The organism is Streptomonospora salina (assembly GCF_014204715.1).
GTDB classification, from domain to species: domain Bacteria; phylum Actinomycetota; class Actinomycetes; order Streptosporangiales; family Streptosporangiaceae; genus Streptomonospora; species Streptomonospora salina.
Map to the genome: position 1 here is coordinate 3,467,974 of NZ_JACHLY010000001.1, position 20,306 is coordinate 3,488,279.

The window sequence follows — 20,306 nt, forward strand, 5'->3', positions numbered from 1 at the left end:
CCCGCCCCTACGCCGGGGAGCGCGCCACCGGACCACCACGCCCACGATCGGGGAGGATCAGCGATGAACGGCAGCAGGAGCGGTACCCGCCTCTCCGTCCGCTACTTCGACGACCGCATCCTGCTCAGCGATGCCGAGGCCTGGGCCTACTTCCGCCTGCCCACCGTGTCGTACGAGTTCGCCACCCCCGACGAACGCGAAGCCCTGGCCACCAACATCACCATCGCGCTGGCGGCCATCCGGATGAACGACGCCGAAGTGCACCTGCGCGTCGCCCACCGCACCTACCCCGCCGCCGAATGGGCCACCCGGCTCGACGCCACATCCGACTCCGGGCCCGGCTGGTTCGACTACCTCGACGAGATGTACCGGCACGTGTGGGCCAAGGACTTCTGGACCAAGGAGGTCTACCTGGGTGTGCGCCTGGGCCAGCGCGGCGGTGTGCGCGGCCAGCTCTCCCAGGGGGTGTTCGCCCAGTTCATCAGCGCCTACCAGCGCACCGAGCAGGTGCTGGGCCTGGAGGACGACGCCATCGACGCCAAGGAGCTGGCCAACTGGACCGACCAGGCCGAGCGCCTCGGCCGGGCGCTGGCCGCCAGCTCGCTGCACGCCCGCCACGCCACCTCCGACGAGATCGCGTGGCTGATCCGGCACGCGGTCACCGGCACCATCGAGGAGTCCCGCCGCTCCGCCGCGGGCCGCCGCACCTGGGGCAAGGGCGAAATCGAGCAGCTGGTCGAAGGCGTCGTCCACAACGGCCGGTCCATGCTGCGGCTGGACCAGCCCACCGGCTCCACCTACGTCGCCTACCTGTCCTTCTCCCGGTTCCCCGACCTGATGCCCTTCCCCGACGGGGAGCCGTGGCTGCACTACGCCGACGCGCTGCCGTTCCCCGTGGAGCTGTCGCTGCGGATGAAGCTCGTTCCGCCGGCGAAAGCCAGCAAGGACGTCGGCCGCAAGCTCGCCCATGCACGCGACATGGACGCCCACATCCGCGAAGCCGGGGCGGACGCCCCGATCGCGCTCGCCGAGCAGATCGACGCCGCGCGCATGCTGGAGCACGGCATCACCAAGGAGCGGCTGCCCTTCGTCTACGGCTGGCACCGCCTGATGGTGTCGGCCCCCACCGAGAACCTGCTGGTGCAGCGGGTGGAGGCGGTCGTCGAGCACTACCGCGACATCGGCATCGACGTCGTCAACTCCACCGGCGACCAGTTCTCGCTGTTCTCGGAGTCGCTTCCGGGCGACCGGATCCGGCTCAACGCCTACGCCCAGCGCCAGCCGCTGCGCACCATCGCCGGCGGTATGCCCACCGCCACCATCGACTTGGGCGACCGCCGCGACTCGGCTGGCGCGGGCTGGACCGGTCCCTACATCGGCGAGACCATCGGCCGGGCGCGCTCGGTCGTGCATTTCGACCCGATGGTGGCGGCGGCACGCAACCGCCCCACGGCCATCGCGATCACCGGCGAGCCCGGTGGCGGAAAAACCACGCTGGCGCTGCTGCTGATCCACCAGCTCGCGCTGCGCGGCGTCACCGTCGCCGCCATCGACCCCAAGGGCGATGCGGAGTCGCTGGTCCGGCTGCTGCAGCGGCGCGGCCGCAAGGCCCGGATCATGTCCATGGCCTCGGCCGAACCGGGGTTGCTGGACCCGTTCGCCTTCGGCGACGACCTGTCCGCGCAGAAGACCATGGCCACCGAGACGCTGCGGCTGCTCCTGCCCAGAATGAGCGAGGAACGGGAATCGGCGATGATCCAGGCGGTGGCCGCCGTCGCCAACCAGCCCCGCCCCAGTCTCGCCAAAGTCGTCGAGCACCTGGAGGACTCCGACGACCCCGCCTCCCGCAACCTCGGTGCCGTGCTGCGGTCCATGTCGGAGATGCGGCTGGCGGGCCTGTGCTTCGATCCGCAGGGCGAAACCCAGATCGACACCGAAGGCTGGACCACCGTCTTCACGCTCGGCGGACTCACCCTGCCCGACTCCGCCGTCCAGCGTGACGACTACTCCTACGAGCAGCGGCTCAGCGTCGCCCTGCTCTACCTGGTCAGCCAGTTCGCCCGGAGGCTGATGAACGGCCTCGACCGCCACCTGCCCAAAGCCATCTTCCTGGACGAGGCCTGGGCCGTCACCTCCACGCCCGAAGGCGCCAAACTCGTGCCCGAAGTGTCTCGGATGGGGCGTTCCCGCAACACCGCCCTGATCCTGGTCAGCCAGAACGCCGGCGACCTCCTCAACGAGCAAGTCACCAACTGCCTGTCCAGTGTGTTCGCCTTCCGCTCCAGCGAGCGCCACGAGGTCGAAAGCGTCATGTCGCTGCTGGGGGTCGATTCCTCGGAGGAGCACCAGGCGATGCTGCGCAACCTCGGCAACGGCGAAAGCATCTTCCGCGACCTCGACGGCCGCGCTGGACGGGTCGCCGTGGACCTGGTGTCCGAAGAACTCCTGGAGTGGCTGGACACCAACCCCACACGGAACCGGCCGGACGACATCCCCGACGACGACGGCGCAGGCGCCGGGCCCCTGGTTGCGACAGGCGGCACCGGCGGTACCAGGAGGATGGGGCAGGACCAGTGACCGACACCGCGACGCCGACCGCCGCGTACGCCTCCGAGGACGACGCACAACCTCCGTCAGCCGCACCGCCCCGCCGGCGGCGGCGCCGGGGCCCGAGGCGCTTCAAGCGCAACCTGGTGATGGCTGCGCTCATGCTGGCCTTCCTGATGACACCGATCGGCAGCGCCCAGGCCGCCCCGGTCTGCGAAGGGGAACCCGCCCCCCAGCCGGAGGCCGCAGGCAGCGGAGCGGACGGCCTGCTGGTGCCGCCGCAGGCCGCCGAAACCGCCGCGCAGTCCCCTGACGGCCTGCCCCCGGACTCCAGTCTGTACGGGCAGTACGGGACCGCCGGGCAGCAATGGCACGTGGTCCGGGAATCCTGCGTCGACAAAATGGGCTCGGCGGCCGTCGCGACGCTGAGCAACACGGCGTGGAACCTCTCGAAGACCATCAACCAGTCGACGATCACGGTTTATCAGGCGGCGACCTCAGACGGACTCCTCGCCAGTTTCAACACGCTGGTCGAAGACGTCGTCATGCAGCTCCGAGAAGGAATCTGGCGCCCGCTGCTGCCGACGGTGATCATCCTCGGTGCCGTCTGGCTCGGGTGGTACGGACTCATCCGAAAGCGCGTCACCCTCACCATCGAGAGTGCGGTCTGGATGGTGCTGGCAACCACGCTCGGAATGTGGATCCTCGTCAATCCGGGACAGATCCTGGGCTACGCGGGAACTATAGTGAACTCGGGCGGCCAGCTGGTGAATTCGGCGATTTCGAGGGTTGCGACGCCGAGTGGCGGAGCCACGTGTCCAACTTCTGCGCCGGAGATTGAAAAGGCCAACTGGGAGAGCGAAAGTGACTTCGCTGTCCGAAAAAATGCTCAGATGTTGTGGTCCGGACTTGTCTGCCGCCCTTGGGTGTCTGGAGAATTCGGGAGTGGTGTGGCTGCAAACTCCGCTTCCGAGCGTTACGCAATGCCCTTACTTGAGGCGCAAGGGATCAGTCGTGCTGAGCAGCAGCAAATCGCCAATGGTGAGACGGATCCCACGGAGCTCGTGGAGCAAAAACAGGAAGACTATCAGGAAATCGCTAGTGGAATCGAGCGGACTTACCCAGAGGTCTACCCGCTATTCGAAGGCGAACAGCAAGGGAGTCGTCTGGGTGTTGCTACACTTGCATTGTTTGCGGCAGTTTTTGCTGGCGGGCTAATACTTGCTGCGTCAGTGGCACTGATTGTCTTGAAAATCGGATTTCTACTCTTGCTTTTGCTTTCTCCGATATTCTTGCTCATTGGGATTCACCCTGGATATGGCCGGACGGTGCTGCTGCGCTGGTTCGAGATGTTGCTTGGATTGCTTCTCAAGCAGATATTCATCATGCTTCTCGTATCGCTTTTGGTTGTTTGTTACGGTATGGTAATGGCTACGAATCTGGGATGGGGGCTGCAGATGATCCTGCTTGCCCTCTTTACCCTCGCTCTGTTCATATACCGACGGCCGTTCGCTCATCTCTTTCAATCCGTGAATGCGAATACCTTCACGTCGCGGATGGTGAGTGACGCTGCATCGAGCAGCGCCTTGAGCAAGAGCTCGAACGTGCTGCCTCCCGTGGCCTACATGCGGGCTCAGAAGTGGGGCCTCAAGCGGAGCCCTCAGCTTGCCGGAGCGGCGGCCGCGGTTCCGGCCGGTGGAGGCGGAGCGGCGGCCGGTGCCGGGGAAGCGGCCGAGGCGCCCCGTGGCGGCGGAGTCCCGCAGCAGGAAGCGGCCGAAGCAGAGGTCGGCCGCGCCCGCGGCGACGCCGGGCGCGGGCGTGCCGGCGGCGGCTACGGCAGGGTGCGCGGCAATTCGGCCCCCCCGCCCCTCAACCTCGGGCAGGACGGAGAACGGGGCCAGCAGCGGGCCGCCGCGGCCGGCCGCTCGACGTCGGAAGCGCCACGACTCAGCGAGGCCGCGTCCGGAGGAGCGGGCAACGGCAGCGCCCGCGCCGCTTCCTCCGGATCGGGAAGCATCCCGCCGCGCCCCGCCGGCGGTTACACCGGAAGCGGCGATACCGGCTGGTCTTCGGTGTTCGGCAGCGGAGGCGGCGGCGACCAGCGGTCGGCTCCGCAGCGGTCCTCGGGCGACGAGGCGCCGTCGGGCGACGGGGGAGCGCGCCGTGCCGATCCGAACTCCGGCGCCGGCATCTTCCGCGGCCGCGAGGCCACACCGCCGCAAGGAAACGTCAATCGCGGCTCCCGGTGGGGCGGTCCCCGATCCAAGCAGGGCCGCAGCGCGCCGCCCCCGCGCGAACCGCGCCAGCCCCGCCCCGCACCGTCGAAGGGGTCCGGTGAGGGCGGAAGCTGGATCAGCGGATCCGGCGACAAGAACAACGACGCCCCGAGCAGCCCCTTCTGGACCGGTACTGAATCCCAGCGCCGCCGCGACGTCCGGCGCGACCGGCCGTTCTGGTTGCGGGACGAAGACTGAACGACCGTCCTCCACTAGGAAACCCCCGATATGCCCAGATCTCTCAGTGAAGGTCAGCAGCGCCTCGTGTTCGGCGCTCTCGTCGTCGTGCTCGTGGCATTCGGCATCTACCTGAGCCTGGGCGGGTGGAGCGACGGCTCCGGCGACGACGCGGCGTCCTCCGGGGCCGCCTCCGAGCCGCCCGCCGTGGGCGGCGAGCAGGCGAGCGGTACCGGGGACGTCGCGCCGCCGAGCCCGATCCCCACCACGGCCGCCCAGGACATGCCGGTGATGGAGTGGTTCCCCTTCAGCGAGGAGGAGTTCAAGGCCGCGGCGGCGACAGCGCAGGAATTCGGCCGGTCATACGGGACCATCGACTATTCGGGGTCCCCCGAGGATTACTACGCCGGCATGCAGGAGCTCGCGACGGACGACTACGCCCAGACCCTCGCCGAAAGCTCCGGCGCCAGCGCCCTCTGGCAGGACATGGCCGATCAGGAGGCCGTCTCCGAGGGACGGGCGAACGTCGAATCCGTCCGCACGTTCGGCGACGATTCCGTGACGTTCGTGGTGCAGGTGCAGTCGATCACCGAAGGCGAGGACGGAACTACCGACGACCTGGGCGAGTTCGCCGTCACCGTCGCGGATCAAGGCGGCGAGTGGCGGGTCTACGACTTCCAGCCCTCCGATGCCGGGAACCTCGGCGACGTCCCCGATCAGCCGGGAGATTCGGCAGGTGACTGAATGATCTCTTTGTTCGCCGGACCGGCCGCCCGGAATGCGGACACCGGGGCCGCCGTCACGCGGTTGGCGATCGCCGTCGGCCTGTTCCTGCTCGGCGCGATCGTGGTCGGCGTCGTCATCGTTCCGCTGACAGCGCTGAACCCGGGGATCATCAGCTCGGTCGGAGCGTTGCAATGCACCTCCGATGGAGCGACTGACCAGGCGGAGAGCAGCGGCTATGCCGAGGACTCCATCCCGGAGGACTATCTGGACCTCTACCGTTCGGTCGGGGAGGAGAAGGACGTTCCCTGGAACGTCCTTGCCAGCGTCGGACAGGCCGAGAGCGACCACGGCCGCTGGCCGGGGGCGGGTATCACCGAGGGCCACAACGATGCCGGCGCTGCGGGCCCCATGCAGTTCGGCGCTCTCGACGGCTCGGCCGCGGGTAACAGCTGGGGAGGCGAGCCGGTCATGGACGCCGACGACCGGCCCGAGGAGGGCTACGGCCAGGACGGCAACGGCGACGGAACCGTGAGCGTCTACGATCCCGCCGATGCGATCCCCGCGGCGGCCGACTACCTCCTCGCCCACGGTGCGCAGGAAGACATGGACGAGGCGATTTTCGCCTATAACCATTCGTGGGGGTACGTCGACGAGGTCACGAGCTGGGCCGACCGCTACGCTGAGGGCGACTTCGAGACCAGCGGATCCGTCCAGCGGGCCGTCAACTGCGAACTCGACGACGAAGGCGAGCCGATCAGTCTGCTGGCGTCGAGCGATCTGGCGCAGGACGTCGTGGAATGGGCGATGGACCAGCGCGGAAAGCCGTACGTGTGGAGCGCTACCGGCCCGGACGCATTCGACTGCTCGGGGCTGACACAGGGCGCGTACGGGAGCATCGGTGTTTCCATTCCGCGGGTGTCCCAAGACCAGTGGGCCTTCGGCCCGAAGATTCCGGAGGGCGAGGAACAGCCCGGAGACTTGGTCTTCTTCGATGTGAACGGCCCCGGCGGAACGCCCGGGCACGTCGGCATGGTCGTCGGGGACGGGCTCATGGTCGAGGCATGGTGCACCGACTGCGGGCCGATCGCGACGCGCGAGTACGATGCTCCCGGCCGGTCTGCCATCCTCGGGTTCACCCGCCCTTTGGAGCATCCCGACGTGAAGGCTCAACTGGGTGACCGGGCACAGTAGTCTGCGACCGCTTCCCTCGTCACTGCTGAGGATCGGAAAATGACTGAAGAGAAGGCCGCGCCGCGCAAAAGGCAGGGAGTCCGCGGGTGGCGTGCTTTCTTCCTGGTGTTCGGATGTGGAACTACAGCGGCGTTGCTCGTAGTCGGTACGTTTGTCGGAGCCGTCCGGATGCTCGGATCGGCAGTCACGCAAGACTCGGAATCTCCTGGGGGCGGTGTCGCCGAGGGAAGCTGGGAGCCACCGTCTGCGATGCCAGCGGATGCTCTAAAACTGTGTAGGCATATCGAGCGGTCTCCTGAAACTGCAGCGTTTACCTCCATGTTTCCAGAGCGAATAGACGATGATGATGACTATAAGGATCCAGGCCCCGGGGCGAACCCTCGGTTGGTATTCGATGATTGTGAATGGTCGCTTCAGTCTCCGGAAAACGGGGAATGGAGATTTGTTCTTTCGTATTATGCTTGGGCATCCCAGGATTCAAACGAAGTTCGCACGGGCAGGGCGGAAGATCGTTTTTCCGGGTTGAGTTCGAAGTCTCAGCAGCGACTGTCCGAGGTGTCAGGTTCGGGTGAGGTTGGTGGAATAGTAAATAAATCTCGTTTTTGGTACGGGAGTCCTCAGGGGGAGGGGTACTCGCGTTACGTATTTCTTGGGCAGGCTCGTAGTAGTATCTTGCAAATTGAAGTGTCAAGTATTTCGCAAGAGGTTTCTTCCATGGAATTCGAAGCATTGGTTGAGGGGGTTTCTCCAGCGTTGGTGGACCTATTGAGGCGGAATATCCCTGCCTGATATTCGAGTGAGATGTTGATCGAATCCAGTGGTGGTGACACGACGGCCGCCGTCCACAACCCCACGATCCGTCTGGCGCTCGCCCCTCCGGTCCCGCGACTGTTGAAGCATGGTCTTCACGAAGTCGCTTCCCTGCCGCGGCGACGACGCCGTGGTGCTCTTCGCCGCCGCCCAGTTCGGACTTGTCAGCCGTGAGCAGGCCCGGCGGGCCGGGCTCTCCTTCGCGGATATCTCCGCGCGCCTGCGCCGGGGAGCGTGGGCGCGGACGCTGCATCGGGGTGTGTTCCGGGTGCTGGACTACGGCACGTTGGCCTCGCCTCTGAAGCAGGCCGTCGTCGCGGCGCAGTTGGCGCTGCCTACCGGCGCGTTCGCCTGCCGGGCCACCGCCGCGCGGCTGTGGCGGTTGGACGGGCTTGCGCCGTGGGACGGCCACACGGTCGATATGGCTGTTCCGGGCCGGCGGACGTCCGCACCGCCTCCGCCCTCCACACCTTCCCGGGCGGTGCCGCCCGCCGTCCGGATCCATGCGCTGCGCGTGTGCGACAGCGACATCGCCGTCCGGGCGCCGATCCGCCTGACCGGGGTGGGGCGGACGCTGCGCGACATGGCGGCGTGCAGCCCGGCACGCACGCGCACGCGCCTGCGCGGTTCCGCGGTCGGGCGCGGGCTCGTCGTCTCCGGTAGGCCCGACGGGCGGTCGCGGTGTCGTGGGCGGCCGCCGCCGGTGTCATCCCCGTGACCGCGCCCATGGCCACACCGCCGGGCGCTGCCGGGGTGGCGAAGGTAGTCGTGCCGTGACCTCGGTCCAGTGCGTGGCCAGCAGGTTGCGGACGGCCGGAGGCAGCGCGGCGGCGGTTGCGGGCGGTTCGCCGCCGTCCGCGGCGATCACGTCGCGGAGCAGCCGGGTGGAGTCCGGTCGCTGTGCGGGGTCCTTGGACAGCGCGGAGACCACCAGGGGTTCCAGCTCGGCGGGCAGCCCGTCGAGGTCGGGTTCCTCGCGCAGCACCCGGCGGGCGAGCTCTGCGGGGTGGCCGTGGCCGAACGGGTTGCGGGCTGCCGCCGCGAACGCCACGAGGCATCCCCACAGGAACACGTCGGAACGGTCGGTGGCGGGTTCGCCCCGGTACTGCTCGGGGCTGATCCACCCGGGTGTGCCTACACGGCCGCGCGGCCCGGACGCCCGGTGGTCGTCGTCGGGCAGGCCCTCCGGTTCCGGAAGCCCCATGCGCCGCAGCCCCGCGCGGAAGCGGCGCAGCCGTATCCACCGGGTGGGGTCCTCGCGCCTGGTGGGGCGGGCGATCCCGAAATCGAGGATCTTGGGTCCCGAGGGCGCGATGACCACATTGCTGGGTTCGAGGTCGCGGTGGACGACCTCCACCGAGTGCACGCCCCGGATCGCTTCCGCCGCCCCCGCGGCGAGCCCGGTCAGCATGCCGCCGCGCAGCGGGCCGTGCCGCTCGACGTGGTGGCGCACGGTCGGCCCGGGCACGTACTCCGTCGCCAGCCACGGAGGTTCGGCCTCCACGTCGGCCTGCACGAACCGGGCCACGCACGGGCTGTTCACCCGCGCCAGCAGCCGCGCCTCGTGGGCGAACTGCCGCCGGAAATCCGCGCTCGCGGCGTGCTCGCCGTTGATCACCTTGACCGCCAGGTACCCGCGTATGCCCGGGGCGGTCCCGGCGTAGACGGTTCCCATGCCGCCGGTGCCGACACGGCCCACCAGCTCGTAGCCGCCGACCTGTGCCGGGTCGTCGGGGAGCAGCCGACCCAGGCGGCGCGTCCCCCGGGCCTTCATGGCGCCTCCCAAGCGGTTCGCAGCGGTGGCCGCGCTCGTTCCGCCCGTCGTTCTCCGCTCCCACCCGCCTACCCGGCAGCGCTCGGAGGAGCGGGCCGAACCGGGGGAGCGGGGGATACGGGGCGGCGGCGTGCGCGCTTCAGGACCGCGAGTCTAGCGCCGCACACCCCGGTCCGGCTCTGCACCGGCGTTCGCGCCGTCGCCGGGCCCGGAGCGTCACCGGTCCCCGTGCAGGTCCGCCGCCGTATTCAGGCGCGCCAGGATGTCTTCGCTGAGCTTCTTGAAGTCCGATCTGCACGTCCCCACGTACTGCTGGGTGCTCCCGATGGCCCCGTCAGCGGGTTTGAGGTCGAACATCGGCTTGTGGGCGTCGTGGGCCAGCGGCATGAGGCTCCGGTAGTTCCGGATCGTCGCGATCTCGTGCGGGGTGAGTACCTCTTCGCTCGCCATCCCCTGCACGACGTGCTGCTGGAATTCGACGGGGATCCGTTCGAGCCACCGCTGGTAGGCCTTCACCGGGCGGTCCAGGCGTACCCCGGGTTGCATGATTACGTAGCCGAGCGGTGTCATGTCCCCGCGGGGATGCTCGATGTTGGGCGGCATATTGTCCATGACGGTGCCCCGCCAGGTCGCGCGCCAGTCGCGGACGTCCGAAGCGGTTGACGTAACCGAGGTTCTTCATGGCTCCCGCCAGCGAAGGGTTCCGGTAGTCGTTGACCCTGTCGTAGTTGTCCGCCCGGACCTGACCGTACGGGCCGCCGGGGTTGGAGACCTCGACCCTGTCGTCGAACCACTGGATTCGCACGGGAGCGTTCGACGACTCGTAGTTGCGGTGCATCAGGGCGTTCATACAGGCCTCGCGCAGGGCGGGAAACGGGAAGTCGGCGACTTCGCGCTCCCGGAAGCCGCCGTCGTCGGTAAGCTTCGTGTGGACCACCGGCTCTCCTCGATAGCCGCCGACAGCGACTGTCATGGACGGACGATCGAGGATCTTGCCGTCATCGCGGATATCGGTCAGTTGCCGGAGCGCGGCGTCCGTAGTATCGACGGATCCGTATGGGGTGCCGTCGTTCTGCACGCCGATGAGGAGGTCTCCTCCGTCGTTTCCGCCGAGGTCGTTGGCGAGTGCGCATATCGCCTTGCGGATCGCATAGCGGTCCTTCGCTTCGCGCTTGAACTCCAGGGTGCTGGACTTTCGTGTCCCCAGCGCTTCGGCGAGATCGTTCTCCATGGGGATCCATTCTCCGGGCCATGCATGTGTACCCGCCACCGTAGACACCTGTCGGCGCGCCCCGCGCCCCGCGCCGTGCGTCTGCGCGGGGCGCGGGGCCGCGGGGCGGTTACCGGTCGGCGTCGTCGAGCAGGGCGCCGAGGCGGCGCCTGATCTCAAGTGCGGCTTCGCGGGCGCGGCCGAACCAGAAGACGTGGTCCTCGGTCGCTTCGACCATCTCGTCCAGCAGGTCGCGCAGCGCGATCCGTTCGGCGTCGGTCAGGGCGCTGTCGGCGGGCGGAGGCGGCTCCTGGGGCGGGTCGTCGGTGTTCATGCGACCACACCCGTCGCGGCGGGGCGGAGCGCCGGTTGCAGCCCGACGAATTGCAGCGTTCCGGCGAAGGCGCGCAGGTTGGTGAACCGGTGGTTGCGCCGGAGTGCGGCGAGTGCGTAGGGGCGCACGGACGGCGTGCGGGTGCGGCCTGCGTGAGGCGGCGCTACGGCGGTTGCGGAGGTGGCGGCCGGCGCGGGGGCGTAGGGGCGGATCCGTGCTGCTCGGCGGTTGCGTGGGCGGGCGGAGGGGGCAGGTACGGGCTCGGGTGTGCACGTGCGGGCGGGCGTGACGTTTCGGCCGTGCAACCCACGGCCGATAAGGTCGGTCATGTCATCAGCTCCTAGATAGCTGGTGGCCGTGCCCCGGGCCGTTGCAGCGGCCGCGGGGTCTATTCGATCAATTCAGAGTAAGGGAACTCCTATACCCTCGTCTACCAACGTGGGTATTCGCTAGCCGACAGATGCCTTCTTCTACCTTCGTTGCATGCCCGACGAGGAGATCGACTATGACTCGCCCCTACCGCCGTACCGGCAGATCGCGGCCGTCATCATCGGTGAGATCGAACGCGGGGAACTTCGTCCGAACCGGCCGATCCCTTCGGAGGCGACGATGATTCAGCGATGGGGCGTCGCGCGGGATACCGTCCGCCGCGCCGTGCGGTATCTCCGCGATGAGGGCTATGCCTACACGGTTGCCCAGCGCGGAACATTCGTGGCCGAGAACGGTCACTGAAACCCGGAACCATGCCACCGTGTCCTTCGCTGGTGCAGTCTGTCCGCATGGACTTGCCGACCGGGTACGGGCCCGATACCGAGATCGATCACGACGGCATGGACCCCGTGTGGCTGCAGCTGGCGGCGATCCTCGCCGCACGCATCGAATCCGGTCGCTATGTGCCCGGGCGGCCCATCCCGTCGTTGAATCAGCTCCGCCAGGAGTTCGAGGTGGCCCGGGGAACCGCGGTCAAGGCCACGGACTACCTCGTGGAGGGCGGGCTCGTCCGGGCCGTGCACGGGAGAGGTGTGTACGTACTCCCGCGGTGACCGCGCAATAGGGTCGGTCATGTCATCAGCTCCTGTTTAGCTGGTGGCCACGCCCCCGGACCGTTGGCGCGGCCGCGGAGTCTCTCACTTTGCGAAGTCTATGTCATACGTATAGCTCTGCATAGCCTTCCAAGCGTTTTCGTGGGACACGGGGGCCATACATTGCTCCCGTGAGTGAGGACAGTGAGATCCCGGAGTTCGATCCGCAGGGCCCGGACCTCGTCTACGCCGCCCTCGCGGACCACGTCGTGGCACGCGTGGCGGCCGGCGATCTGGTGCCCGGTGCTCGTCTGCCGGCCGAGCGTGATCTGGCCGAGGAGTACGGCGTCGCCTACATGACTGTGCGCCGGGCTATGCAGGTGCTACGCGAGCGCGGTGTGATCGTCACGGTCCACGGCAAGGGAACGTTCATCGCCCAGGACGCTGCTCAGAACGTCGCCGAGAACGACGGCGAGTAGCACGTGGGAGGTACCCGCCGGGAACCGCCGGGGCCGGTGATCACCGGCCGGGACACGCATCCACCGCGCGGATATCACCAAGTGTGAGCGATCACAGTGGCGAAAACCTCGCGGTCGATGACGTGGAACGTGGGTGACACTCCACCCCCTCCCCGGAGGTTCTTGGCCAGGGCCGACCGCCTCTACCGGCCCCGCGCCCCGCCCTGCGCCGTGCGTCTGCGCGGGGCGCGAGGCGGGGGCCGGTAGAGGCGGTCGGTGTCGTCGAGCAGGGCGCCGAGGCGGCGCCGGATCTCAAGTGCGGCCGATAGCGGGCGCTACGCGCGCGGTCGTCGGGGGTGTCATAGGGGACACTCTCGGCGCCGAGAGTGTCCCCTATGACACCCCCGAGGCGGCCGGATCGCCCACAGCAGCGGCGGTGTGGCCGCCCCCGGCGGCCCTTGTCCGCCCCACCCTCCCCGCTGCCCCGATTGCCGGATCCGTCGGACGCGGTGCCCGCCCATCGGGTACCAATGAGGGTGATGTCTGCCGACCGCGCCCCCTCTGCGGCTCCGGAATCCGCATCGGGTTCCGCGTCTGTCGATTACCAGCCCTTCGCCCACCTCACCGCGCCCAACGCGGAGCTGTACCGGGCGATCATGGGCGTGTTCGTCGCGGAGAAGGAACGCTTCACCGTCCACCTGCGGCCCGAGGACGTGCACCGGCTGCTGCCCGCGGACCCGGGCGTCGACGCCGACGACACCGTCAAGGCGCTCGACCGGCTCGCCGAGTGGGGCAACCTGCGCCCCGACCCCGACACCGGGCGGGTCACCGCCGTCGAGGACTTCTACCGGCGCCGCTACATCTACCAGCTCACCCGCGCGGGCGAAGCCGCTGAGGAGGCGCTCGCCGCCTACGACTCCGGGCTCGGCCGGCGCGGCTCCCTGCAGTCGGTGGCCCTGGCCGACATCGCGGCGCGCCTGCGCGAGCTCCTCGCCTGGGCCGACCCTGCCTCCGACGCCGCCGAACCCGACCCCGCCCTGGTCCACCGCGCGCTGCGCGACCTGGCCGGACGGTTCGGCGAGCTCGCCGACAACGCCCGCGCGTTCATGGGTTCGCTCCAGCGCACCATCGATCTGCACGACGCCGAGGTCGAGGCGTTCCTCGCCTACAAGGACCGGCTGATCGACTACCTGGAACGGTTCATCGCCGACCTCATCACCACCGGCTCCGAGATCGCCCGGCTGCTGTCCGACCTGGAGCGCACCGGCCCTTCCGGCGCGCGCGCCGTCGATCCGCTGCTGACCGCGGCCGCCGACCGCGAAGCCGCCGACACCCTCCCGGGCGAGGAGCAGGGCGCCGACGACGCGGCGCGCGCGGCGGCGCTGGCCGAATGGCACCGCCGCTGGGACGGGCTGCGCGGCTGGTTCCTGTCCGCGCCCGACCACGAGCCGCAGGCCAAACTGCTGCGGTCGGCCGCCCGCAGCGCCATCCCGCAGCTGCTGGCGGTGGTCGCCGCGCTGAACGAGCGCCGCTCGGGCCGCTCCGACCGGTCGGCCGACTTCCGGGTGCTGGCGCGGTGGTTCGCCGAAGCGCCCGACGACGCCTCGCGCCACCGGCTGTGGCGCAGCGCGTTCGGGCTGCACCCGGCCCGCCACCTCACCGTCGACTCCGAAACCCTGCAAGCCCGCGAGGACGAACCCGAGACCGCCACGACGCCCTGGGACCGGGCCCGCCCCGTGCACATCAGCCCGCAGCTGCGCCGCACCGGCCAGTACGAGCGGCGGGGCCGCCCCCGCAAGGTCGCCGACCGCAGCGCCGAACGCCGCCGGCTCGCCGAGCACGCCCGCAAACAGGCCGAAGAGACCGCGGCCGCACGCGCGCGTCTGGACACCGGCGGTCGGATCCGGCTGTCCGACGTCGCCGAGCTCGACCCCGCCGCCTTCGGCCTGTTCCTCGGGCTGCTCGGCGACGCCCTGGCGCACTGGGCCTACGACTCCCGGGAAACCTCCACCACCAGCAACGACGGCGGCCTGCGGATCCGGATGCGCGCGCTCGGCGACGGCGCCACCGCCGAGATCGCCACCCCCGACGGCGTTTTCCGCGGCCCCGACCACATCGTGGAGATCACCGACCTGGAAGGGCGGGCGGCCACACCGTGACCACAGGCACCCGTACCGAGGACCAGACCCGCGCGGAGGTCCGCCGGGCCGCGCGGGCGCTGCTGCGCGAACCCCTGCTGCGCGGGGGCGGCCGCACCGCCGACGACTTCCGGCTGGTCCGCCAGCACGCCCGGGAGCTGCGCGAATGGTTCGACCGCAACACCGGCTGGGGGCTGCACGTCGACAGCGAGACCGCCCGGCTGCGCAAGACCCCGGGGGCCCCGGACGACGCCACCCACCCCGCGCGCGAGACCGGCGGCGCCCGGCTGCCGTTCACCCGCCGCCGCTACGTCCTGCTGTGCCTGGCCCTGGCGGTGCTGGAGCGCTCGGAGAACCAGATCGCGCTGGGGCGGCTGGCCGAACAGGTGGTGCTGGAGGCGGCCGACCCCGCCCTGGCCGAAGCCGGGATCTCCTTCACCCTTGAGGAGCGCAGCGAACGGGGGGATCTGGTCGCGGTGGTGCGGCTGCTCACCCGGCTGGGCGTCATCGCGCTGGTGGCGGGCGACGACGAGGACTACCTGCGCTCCACCGGCGACGCGCTCTACGACGTGCGCCGCCGCGTCCTGGCCGGGCTGCTCGCCGGCGGGGTGGGCCCGTCGACGGTGGCGGCCGGGACCGACGGCGACCGCCTCGCGGCCCTGACCGCCGACCCCGTCCTGGAGTCGATGGACAGCGCCGATCTGCGCAACCGGCGGTTGCGCCACACCCTCACCCGCCGACTGATCGACGACCCGGTGCTGTACTACGGCACCCTCACCGAGGAGGAGTCGGCGTACCTCGCCAGCCAGCGCACCGCCATCACCAGCCGGATCACGGAGCTGACCGGGCTGGTCGCCGAGGCGCGCGCCGAAGGCATCGCCATGGTCGATCCCGACGACGACCTCACCGACGTGCGCATGCCGGAGAAGGGCACGCACGGCCACGTCACCCTGCTGCTGGCCGAGTACCTCGCCTCCGGCCCGCCGCGCCCGGTGCCGCGCGCCGAACTGGAGGAACAGGTGCGCGGGTTCGCCCGCCAGTACGGCGGCCACTGGTCCAAAACCGCCAAGGAGCCCGGTGCCGAGGCCGAGCTGGTGCACCGGGCCGTGGAGAAGCTGGAGGCGCTCGCGCTGGTGCGCACGGCGACGGAGGCCGACGGCACCCGGTCGGTGCGCGCCCTGCCGGCGCTGGCGCGCTTCGCCGTCGGCGCGGCCGTCGTGCGCGGCGGCTCGGCCACCGACCCCACCGACGAACAGGAGCCCAGGCGATGACCGATCCGCTGCCCGTTGCCGCCGACGACCCGCCGGCGGCCCCGCCCGCTGCCCGCGCGGACTCCGGCGGCGCGTACGCGGAGCCGGACACCGCGGGCTCTCCGCCGTTGCCGCACCCCGCGCAGGGCCGCTGGCAGCCGCTGCGGCTGGGGCTGGTCGACCTGTTCTACTACGAGGACGAGGAGTTCCGCTTCCGCGACGGCCGGCTGCTGCTGCGCGGCAACAACGGCACCGGCAAGTCCAAAGTCCTCGCGCTGTCCCTGCCGTTCCTGCTGGACGGCAACCTGTCCGCGAGCCGCGTCGAGCCCGACGGCGACCCCAAGAAGCGCATGGACTGGAACCTGCTGCTGGGCGGTGAGCACGACAACCCCGAACGGCTCGGCTACACCTGGATCGAGTTCGGCCGCGTCGACGCGGCCGGCACCGCGCACTTCCGGACCCTGGGCTGCGGCCTCAAGGCGGTGACCGGCCGCGGGATCGCCCGGCACTGGTTCTTCACCACCTCCCAGCGCATCGGCGACGACACCGGCGACGGGCTGCGGCTGCTCGACAACACCCGCACCGCGCTCACCCGCGACCGGCTGGCCGAAGCGGTCGGCGGGCACGGCCGGGTCTACGACAACGCCCGCGACTACCGCCGCGCCGTCGACGAGGAACTGTTCGGGCTCGGCGAGGAGCGCTACCGCGCACTGGTCGACCTGCTCATCCAGCTGCGCCAGCCCCAACTGTCCAAGCGGCCCGACGAGGCCGCGCTCTCGCGGGCCCTCACCCAGGCGCTGCCGCCGCTGGACGAGGCGGTGGTCGCCGACGCCGCCGAGGCGTTCCGCAGCCTCGATGAGGACCGGGCCGAGCTGGACGCGATGAAGGAGGCCCACGGCGCCGCCGAGCGGTTCCTCGGCCACTACCGCTCCTACGCCCGCGTGGCCGCGCTGCGCCGGTCGCGGCCACCGCGCGACCGCAACGCCGAGTACGAGCGGCTGCGCGAGCGGCTGCGCGAAGCCGAGGCGCAGCGGGACGCGGCCCAAGCGCGGGTCTCCGAAGCCGAGGAGTCCCGGCGCAGCCAGCGCGAGCGGGCGGCCCGCCTGGAAGCCGAGGAGAAGGCGCTGCGGGCCGGACCCGAGATGCGCAGCGCCCACGAGCTGGAGCGCGCCGCCGAGGAGGCCCGCAGCGCCGAGGAGCGGTTCCGCGGCCACAGCGGCGACGCCGAGCGGGCCTCCGGCGACCACGCACGCGCCCGCACGCGGCTGGCCGACGCCGCCGAACGCGGCCGCGCCGCCGCCGACCGGGTGGAGGCGGCGCTGGCGCGTGCTGCCGACGGCGCCGCCGACGCCGGCATCGGCGACGTCCACCGCAGCGAGGTCGCCGCCCCGCTGGACCGGGCCGATCCCGCGGACTCGGGCGGCGAAGCGCCGCAGCGCACCGCCGGCGCCGGCGACGACACCGCCCGCGCGGCGGCCGACGCCCTCACCGGCCGCAGGGACCGGAGCCTGGACCACGTCGAGCGGCTGTCGGCGGCCGCGGCGGAAGCCGAGACCGCCCGGGCGGCGGCGGAGAGCCGGCTGTCCGAAGCCGAGGACGAGCTGGCCGCCTGCGAGCAGCGCCGCTCCGAGGCCGAAACCGCGGTCGGTTCCGCCGCGGCCGCCCTGGTCGAGGCGGTGCGCGTGCACCTGTCGGGCTGTTCGCAGCTGCGTCCCGACGATCCGGAAGGGCTCCTCGACCGGCTCCAGGCGTGGGCCGGCGACCTGGAGGGGGCCAATCCCGCCCGGGCCGAGAGCGACGAGGCGGCGCGCCGCGCCGGGGAGGACCTGGCCGACGCGGCGGCCAGGCTCAAGCAGGAGCGCGCGACCCGCACCGGGCGCCGCGGCGAGCTGCAGGAGGAACTGGACCGGCTGCGCGAAGGCGGCCAGTCCGCACCGCCGGTGCCCTACACCCGTGCCGACGGCGCCCGCGCGCAGCGGCCCGGCGCCCCGCTGTGGCGGCTCGTCGACTTCCGCGACACGGTCCCCGACGGCGACCGCGCCGGTCTGGAAGCCGCGCTGGAGGCGGCCGGCCTGCTCGACGCCTGGGTCGCGCCCGACGGCGACGTGTCCTCGGCCCAAACCCACGACGTCGTGCTGCGCCCCGCCGACCCCGTGGACGGGCCGTCGCTGGCCGACGCCCTCGTCCCCGCCGTGGACACCGGCGACCCGCAGGCGTGTGCCGTCGCACCCGCCGTCGTCGCCCGGCTGCTGGGCGGCGTCGCTCTGCACACACCCGCCCCCGGAACGGGCGCCACCCCCGACGCCGGCGGCCCCGCTCCGGCCGGCGCCGCGGGCGTGGACACCCACGGGCGCTTCCGGCTGGGTGTGCTGCGCGGGCGCTGGAGCAAGGAGCGCGCCGAATACCTCGGCGAGGGCGCCCGCGAAGCCGCCCGCCGCGCCCGCATCGACGAACTCGGCGCCGAAATCGCCGAGCTGGACGCCGCTGTCGCCGAGCTCGACTCCCGCGCCGCCGAACTCGATCGGCGCCGTACCGCCCTCCAGGCCGAACTGGCCGCCCTTCCGGGCGACGACACGCTGGTGGCCGCCCACGCCGCCCACACCGAAGCGGCCAACGCCTGCCGGCGCGCCCGCGACGTGCGCGACGAGCGGGACACGGCCGCGAGCGCCGCAGCCGAGCGGGCGGCCGCCGCCTCCAGCGAGCTGCACGCGGCAGCGGCCGACCTGGGGCTTCCCACCGACACGGGGGAACTGCGCAGCCTGCGGCGGGCGCTGGACGCCTACCGGGTGGCGCTGGCCGACGTGTGGCCGGCCCTGCGCGAACGCAGGGGTGCGGCCGAGGACGAACGCGTGCGCGGCGAGGAGACCGAGCGCCTGCGCGCCTACGCCGAGGAGATGGCCGAACGCTCCGCCCGCGCCGAGGACGAGTGGGCCGCCGCGCACGAACGCCACACCACCCTGAAGGACACGGTCGGGGCCGCCGTGGAGGAGCTGCAGCGCCGCCTCGCCGAGAACGGCCAGGCCCAGCGCGACTGCGAACAGCTGCGCGAGGCCGCCGAGCAGGAGCTGATCGAAGCGTCCAAGCTGCTCGGCAGTGAGCAGACCCGCATCGACGACCTGCAGTCCGGAATCGAGACCGCCGCCCAGGCCCGCGCCGACGCCGTCGCCGCGCTGCGGCGCTTCTCCGCCACCGGCCTGCTCGGCGTCGCCCTGCCCGACGCCGAAACGCCCCCGCCCGGCGAGGAGTGGGCCGTGCGCCCGGCCGTGGACCTGGCGCGCACGATCGGGGCGCGTCTGGCCGAGGCCGACGACTCCGACGCGGCGTGGGAGCGGGTGCAGAAACGCCTCTCGGCGGAGCTGGCGCCCCTGGGCGAAACGCTGTCGGCGCGCGGGCACCAGGCCAGCACCCAGTCCCTGGAGGAGGGGGTCGTGGTGCGGGTGGTGTTCAACGGCCGCGAGCGCGAGGTGCCCGAACTCGTCGGCGCCCTGGACGCCGAGGTCGAGGAGCGCGAGCGCCTGCTCACCGCGCGCCAGCGCGAACTGCTGGAGAACCACCTGATCACCGAGGTCGCCGGGTCGCTGCAGGAGCTGATCGTGGCCGCCGAACGGCGGGTGACCCAGATGAACGAGGAGCTGGAGGAGCGCCCCACCAGCACCGGTATGCGGCTGCGGCTGGTGTGGCGGCCGTCGCGGCGGGACGCGCCGCCGGGGCTGGAGGACGCGCGGCGCCGCCTGCGCCAGGACAGCGACGCCTGGTCCCCCGAGGACCGGTCGGTGCTGGGCGGTTTCCTGCAGGGCCAGATCGACCGGGTGCGCGCCGCCGACCAGAGCGGCGGGACCTGGTACGAGCACCTCAAGCAGGCGCTGGATTACCGGACCTGGCACGAGTTCGGGGTGGAGCGCCACCAGAACGGCCGGTGGCAGCCGGCCACCGGGCCCGCTTCGGGCGGCGAGCGGGTGCTGTCCATGTCGATCCCGCTGTTCGCCGCCGCGTCGGGGCATTACGCCAGCGCCGGCGATCCGCACGTTCCGCGGCTGATCACGCTGGACGAGGCCTTCGCCGGGGTCGACGACGACTCGCGGGCCAAGTGCCTGGGGCTGCTGGCCTCCTTCGATCTCGACGTCGTCATGACCAGCGAGCGCGAGTGGGGGTGCTACCCGCAGGTGCCCGGTCTGGCGATCTGCCAGCTGTCGAGGATCGAAGGGGTTCCGGCGGTACTGGTGACACGCTGGGAGTGGGACGGCTACCGCCGGATCCGCGTGCCCGACGAGCCGGAGGACGCCCCGGCTCCTGCGGCCGCACCCGCCGACGCCGGTATCGGCGGCCAGGACGCGCTCTGGCCGTGACCGCGGCGGCGCCGGACGGTACGTGGACGACGACGGGAAGAGGAGTG

General features: G+C 71.1%; 15 protein-coding genes and 1 pseudogene. 11 read left to right on the forward strand and 5 right to left on the reverse strand.

From position 1 onward, the window contains the following. Positions 1–63 precede the first annotated feature (63 nt). The 5 genes from HNR25_RS15775 to HNR25_RS15795 all read left to right on the forward strand — a co-directional run bounded on the left by HNR25_RS15775 (position 64) and on the right by HNR25_RS15795 (position 8,445). Positions 64–2,577, forward strand: a complete 2,514-nt coding sequence (locus HNR25_RS15775) for an ATP-binding protein (protein WP_184636236.1) — start codon at positions 64–66, stop codon at positions 2,575–2,577. A 119-nt stretch (positions 2,578–2,696) separates the two neighbouring features. Further along, positions 2,697–5,021: a type IV secretion system protein gene (locus HNR25_RS15780; RefSeq protein ID WP_184639386.1), complete on the forward strand. Its 2,325-nt coding sequence runs from the start codon at positions 2,697–2,699 to the stop codon at positions 5,019–5,021. A 30-nt stretch (positions 5,022–5,051) separates the two neighbouring features. Continuing rightward, the gene (locus HNR25_RS15785; protein WP_184636237.1) at positions 5,052–5,744 is read left to right on the forward strand and encodes a hypothetical protein; all 693 of its coding nucleotides are present in this window, start codon (positions 5,052–5,054) and stop codon (positions 5,742–5,744) included. After that, entirely contained in the window at positions 5,745–6,917 is a 1,173-nt protein-coding gene (locus HNR25_RS15790; RefSeq protein ID WP_184636239.1) for a C40 family peptidase, read from the forward strand. Between the two features lie 898 nt (positions 6,918–7,815). Beyond that, positions 7,816–8,445, forward strand: a complete 630-nt coding sequence (locus HNR25_RS15795) for a type IV toxin-antitoxin system AbiEi family antitoxin domain-containing protein (protein WP_184636241.1) — start codon at positions 7,816–7,818, stop codon at positions 8,443–8,445. Here the strand turns inward: HNR25_RS15795 and HNR25_RS15800 are convergent. The 5 genes and pseudogenes from HNR25_RS15800 to HNR25_RS26570 all read right to left on the reverse strand — a co-directional run bounded on the left by HNR25_RS15800 (position 8,434) and on the right by HNR25_RS26570 (position 11,173). Continuing rightward, positions 8,434–9,501, reverse strand: coding sequence for a serine/threonine-protein kinase (locus HNR25_RS15800; protein ID WP_184636243.1), 1,068 nt, complete (start codon positions 9,499–9,501; stop codon positions 8,434–8,436). The two genes, HNR25_RS15795 and HNR25_RS15800, sit on opposite strands and share 12 nt — an antisense overlap. 216 nt (positions 9,502–9,717) lie before the next feature. Beyond that, the gene (locus tag HNR25_RS15805; RefSeq protein WP_184639735.1) at positions 9,718–10,113 is read right to left on the reverse strand and encodes a hypothetical protein; all 396 of its coding nucleotides are present in this window, start codon (positions 10,111–10,113) and stop codon (positions 9,718–9,720) included. Between the two features lie 49 nt (positions 10,114–10,162). Further along, positions 10,163–10,732 (reverse strand): annotated as a pseudogene (locus HNR25_RS15810) (RNA/DNA-binding domain-containing protein); the annotation flags it as partial. A 109-nt stretch (positions 10,733–10,841) separates the two neighbouring features. Then, the gene (locus HNR25_RS15815) at positions 10,842–11,045 is read right to left on the reverse strand and encodes a hypothetical protein (RefSeq protein ID WP_184636245.1); all 204 of its coding nucleotides are present in this window, start codon (positions 11,043–11,045) and stop codon (positions 10,842–10,844) included. Continuing rightward, complete coding sequence (locus HNR25_RS26570) at positions 11,042–11,173, reverse strand: hypothetical protein (protein ID WP_281387545.1); 132 nt, start codon at positions 11,171–11,173, stop codon at positions 11,042–11,044. Before HNR25_RS26570 ends, HNR25_RS15815 begins: the two co-directional genes overlap by 4 nt. A gap of 355 nt (positions 11,174–11,528) precedes the next feature. Between HNR25_RS26570 and HNR25_RS15820 the strand changes: the two genes are divergently transcribed. The 6 genes from HNR25_RS15820 to HNR25_RS15845 all read left to right on the forward strand — a co-directional run bounded on the left by HNR25_RS15820 (position 11,529) and on the right by HNR25_RS15845 (position 20,259). Further along, positions 11,529–11,777, forward strand: a complete 249-nt coding sequence (locus tag HNR25_RS15820; RefSeq protein ID WP_184636247.1) for a GntR family transcriptional regulator — start codon at positions 11,529–11,531, stop codon at positions 11,775–11,777. A gap of 47 nt (positions 11,778–11,824) precedes the next feature. Further along, a complete protein-coding gene (locus HNR25_RS15825) occupies positions 11,825–12,088 on the forward strand; it encodes a GntR family transcriptional regulator (RefSeq protein ID WP_184636249.1) in 264 nt (87 codons plus the stop codon). Between the two features lie 170 nt (positions 12,089–12,258). Further along, complete coding sequence (locus HNR25_RS15830; protein WP_184636251.1) at positions 12,259–12,546, forward strand: winged helix-turn-helix domain-containing protein; 288 nt, start codon at positions 12,259–12,261, stop codon at positions 12,544–12,546. A gap of 518 nt (positions 12,547–13,064) precedes the next feature. Beyond that, a complete protein-coding gene (locus HNR25_RS15835; RefSeq protein ID WP_184636254.1) occupies positions 13,065–14,684 on the forward strand; it encodes a TIGR02677 family protein in 1,620 nt (539 codons plus the stop codon). After that, complete coding sequence (locus HNR25_RS15840; protein ID WP_184636256.1) at positions 14,681–15,934, forward strand: TIGR02678 family protein; 1,254 nt, start codon at positions 14,681–14,683, stop codon at positions 15,932–15,934. Before HNR25_RS15835 ends, HNR25_RS15840 begins: the two co-directional genes overlap by 4 nt. Further along, positions 15,931–20,259 carry a TIGR02680 family protein gene (locus HNR25_RS15845; RefSeq protein ID WP_184636258.1) on the forward strand — a complete coding sequence of 1,443 codons (4,329 nt, stop codon included), beginning with the start codon at positions 15,931–15,933 and terminating at the stop codon, positions 20,257–20,259. The genes HNR25_RS15840 and HNR25_RS15845 overlap by 4 nt, the downstream gene beginning before the upstream one ends. The last annotated feature ends 47 nt before the right edge of the window (positions 20,260–20,306 follow it).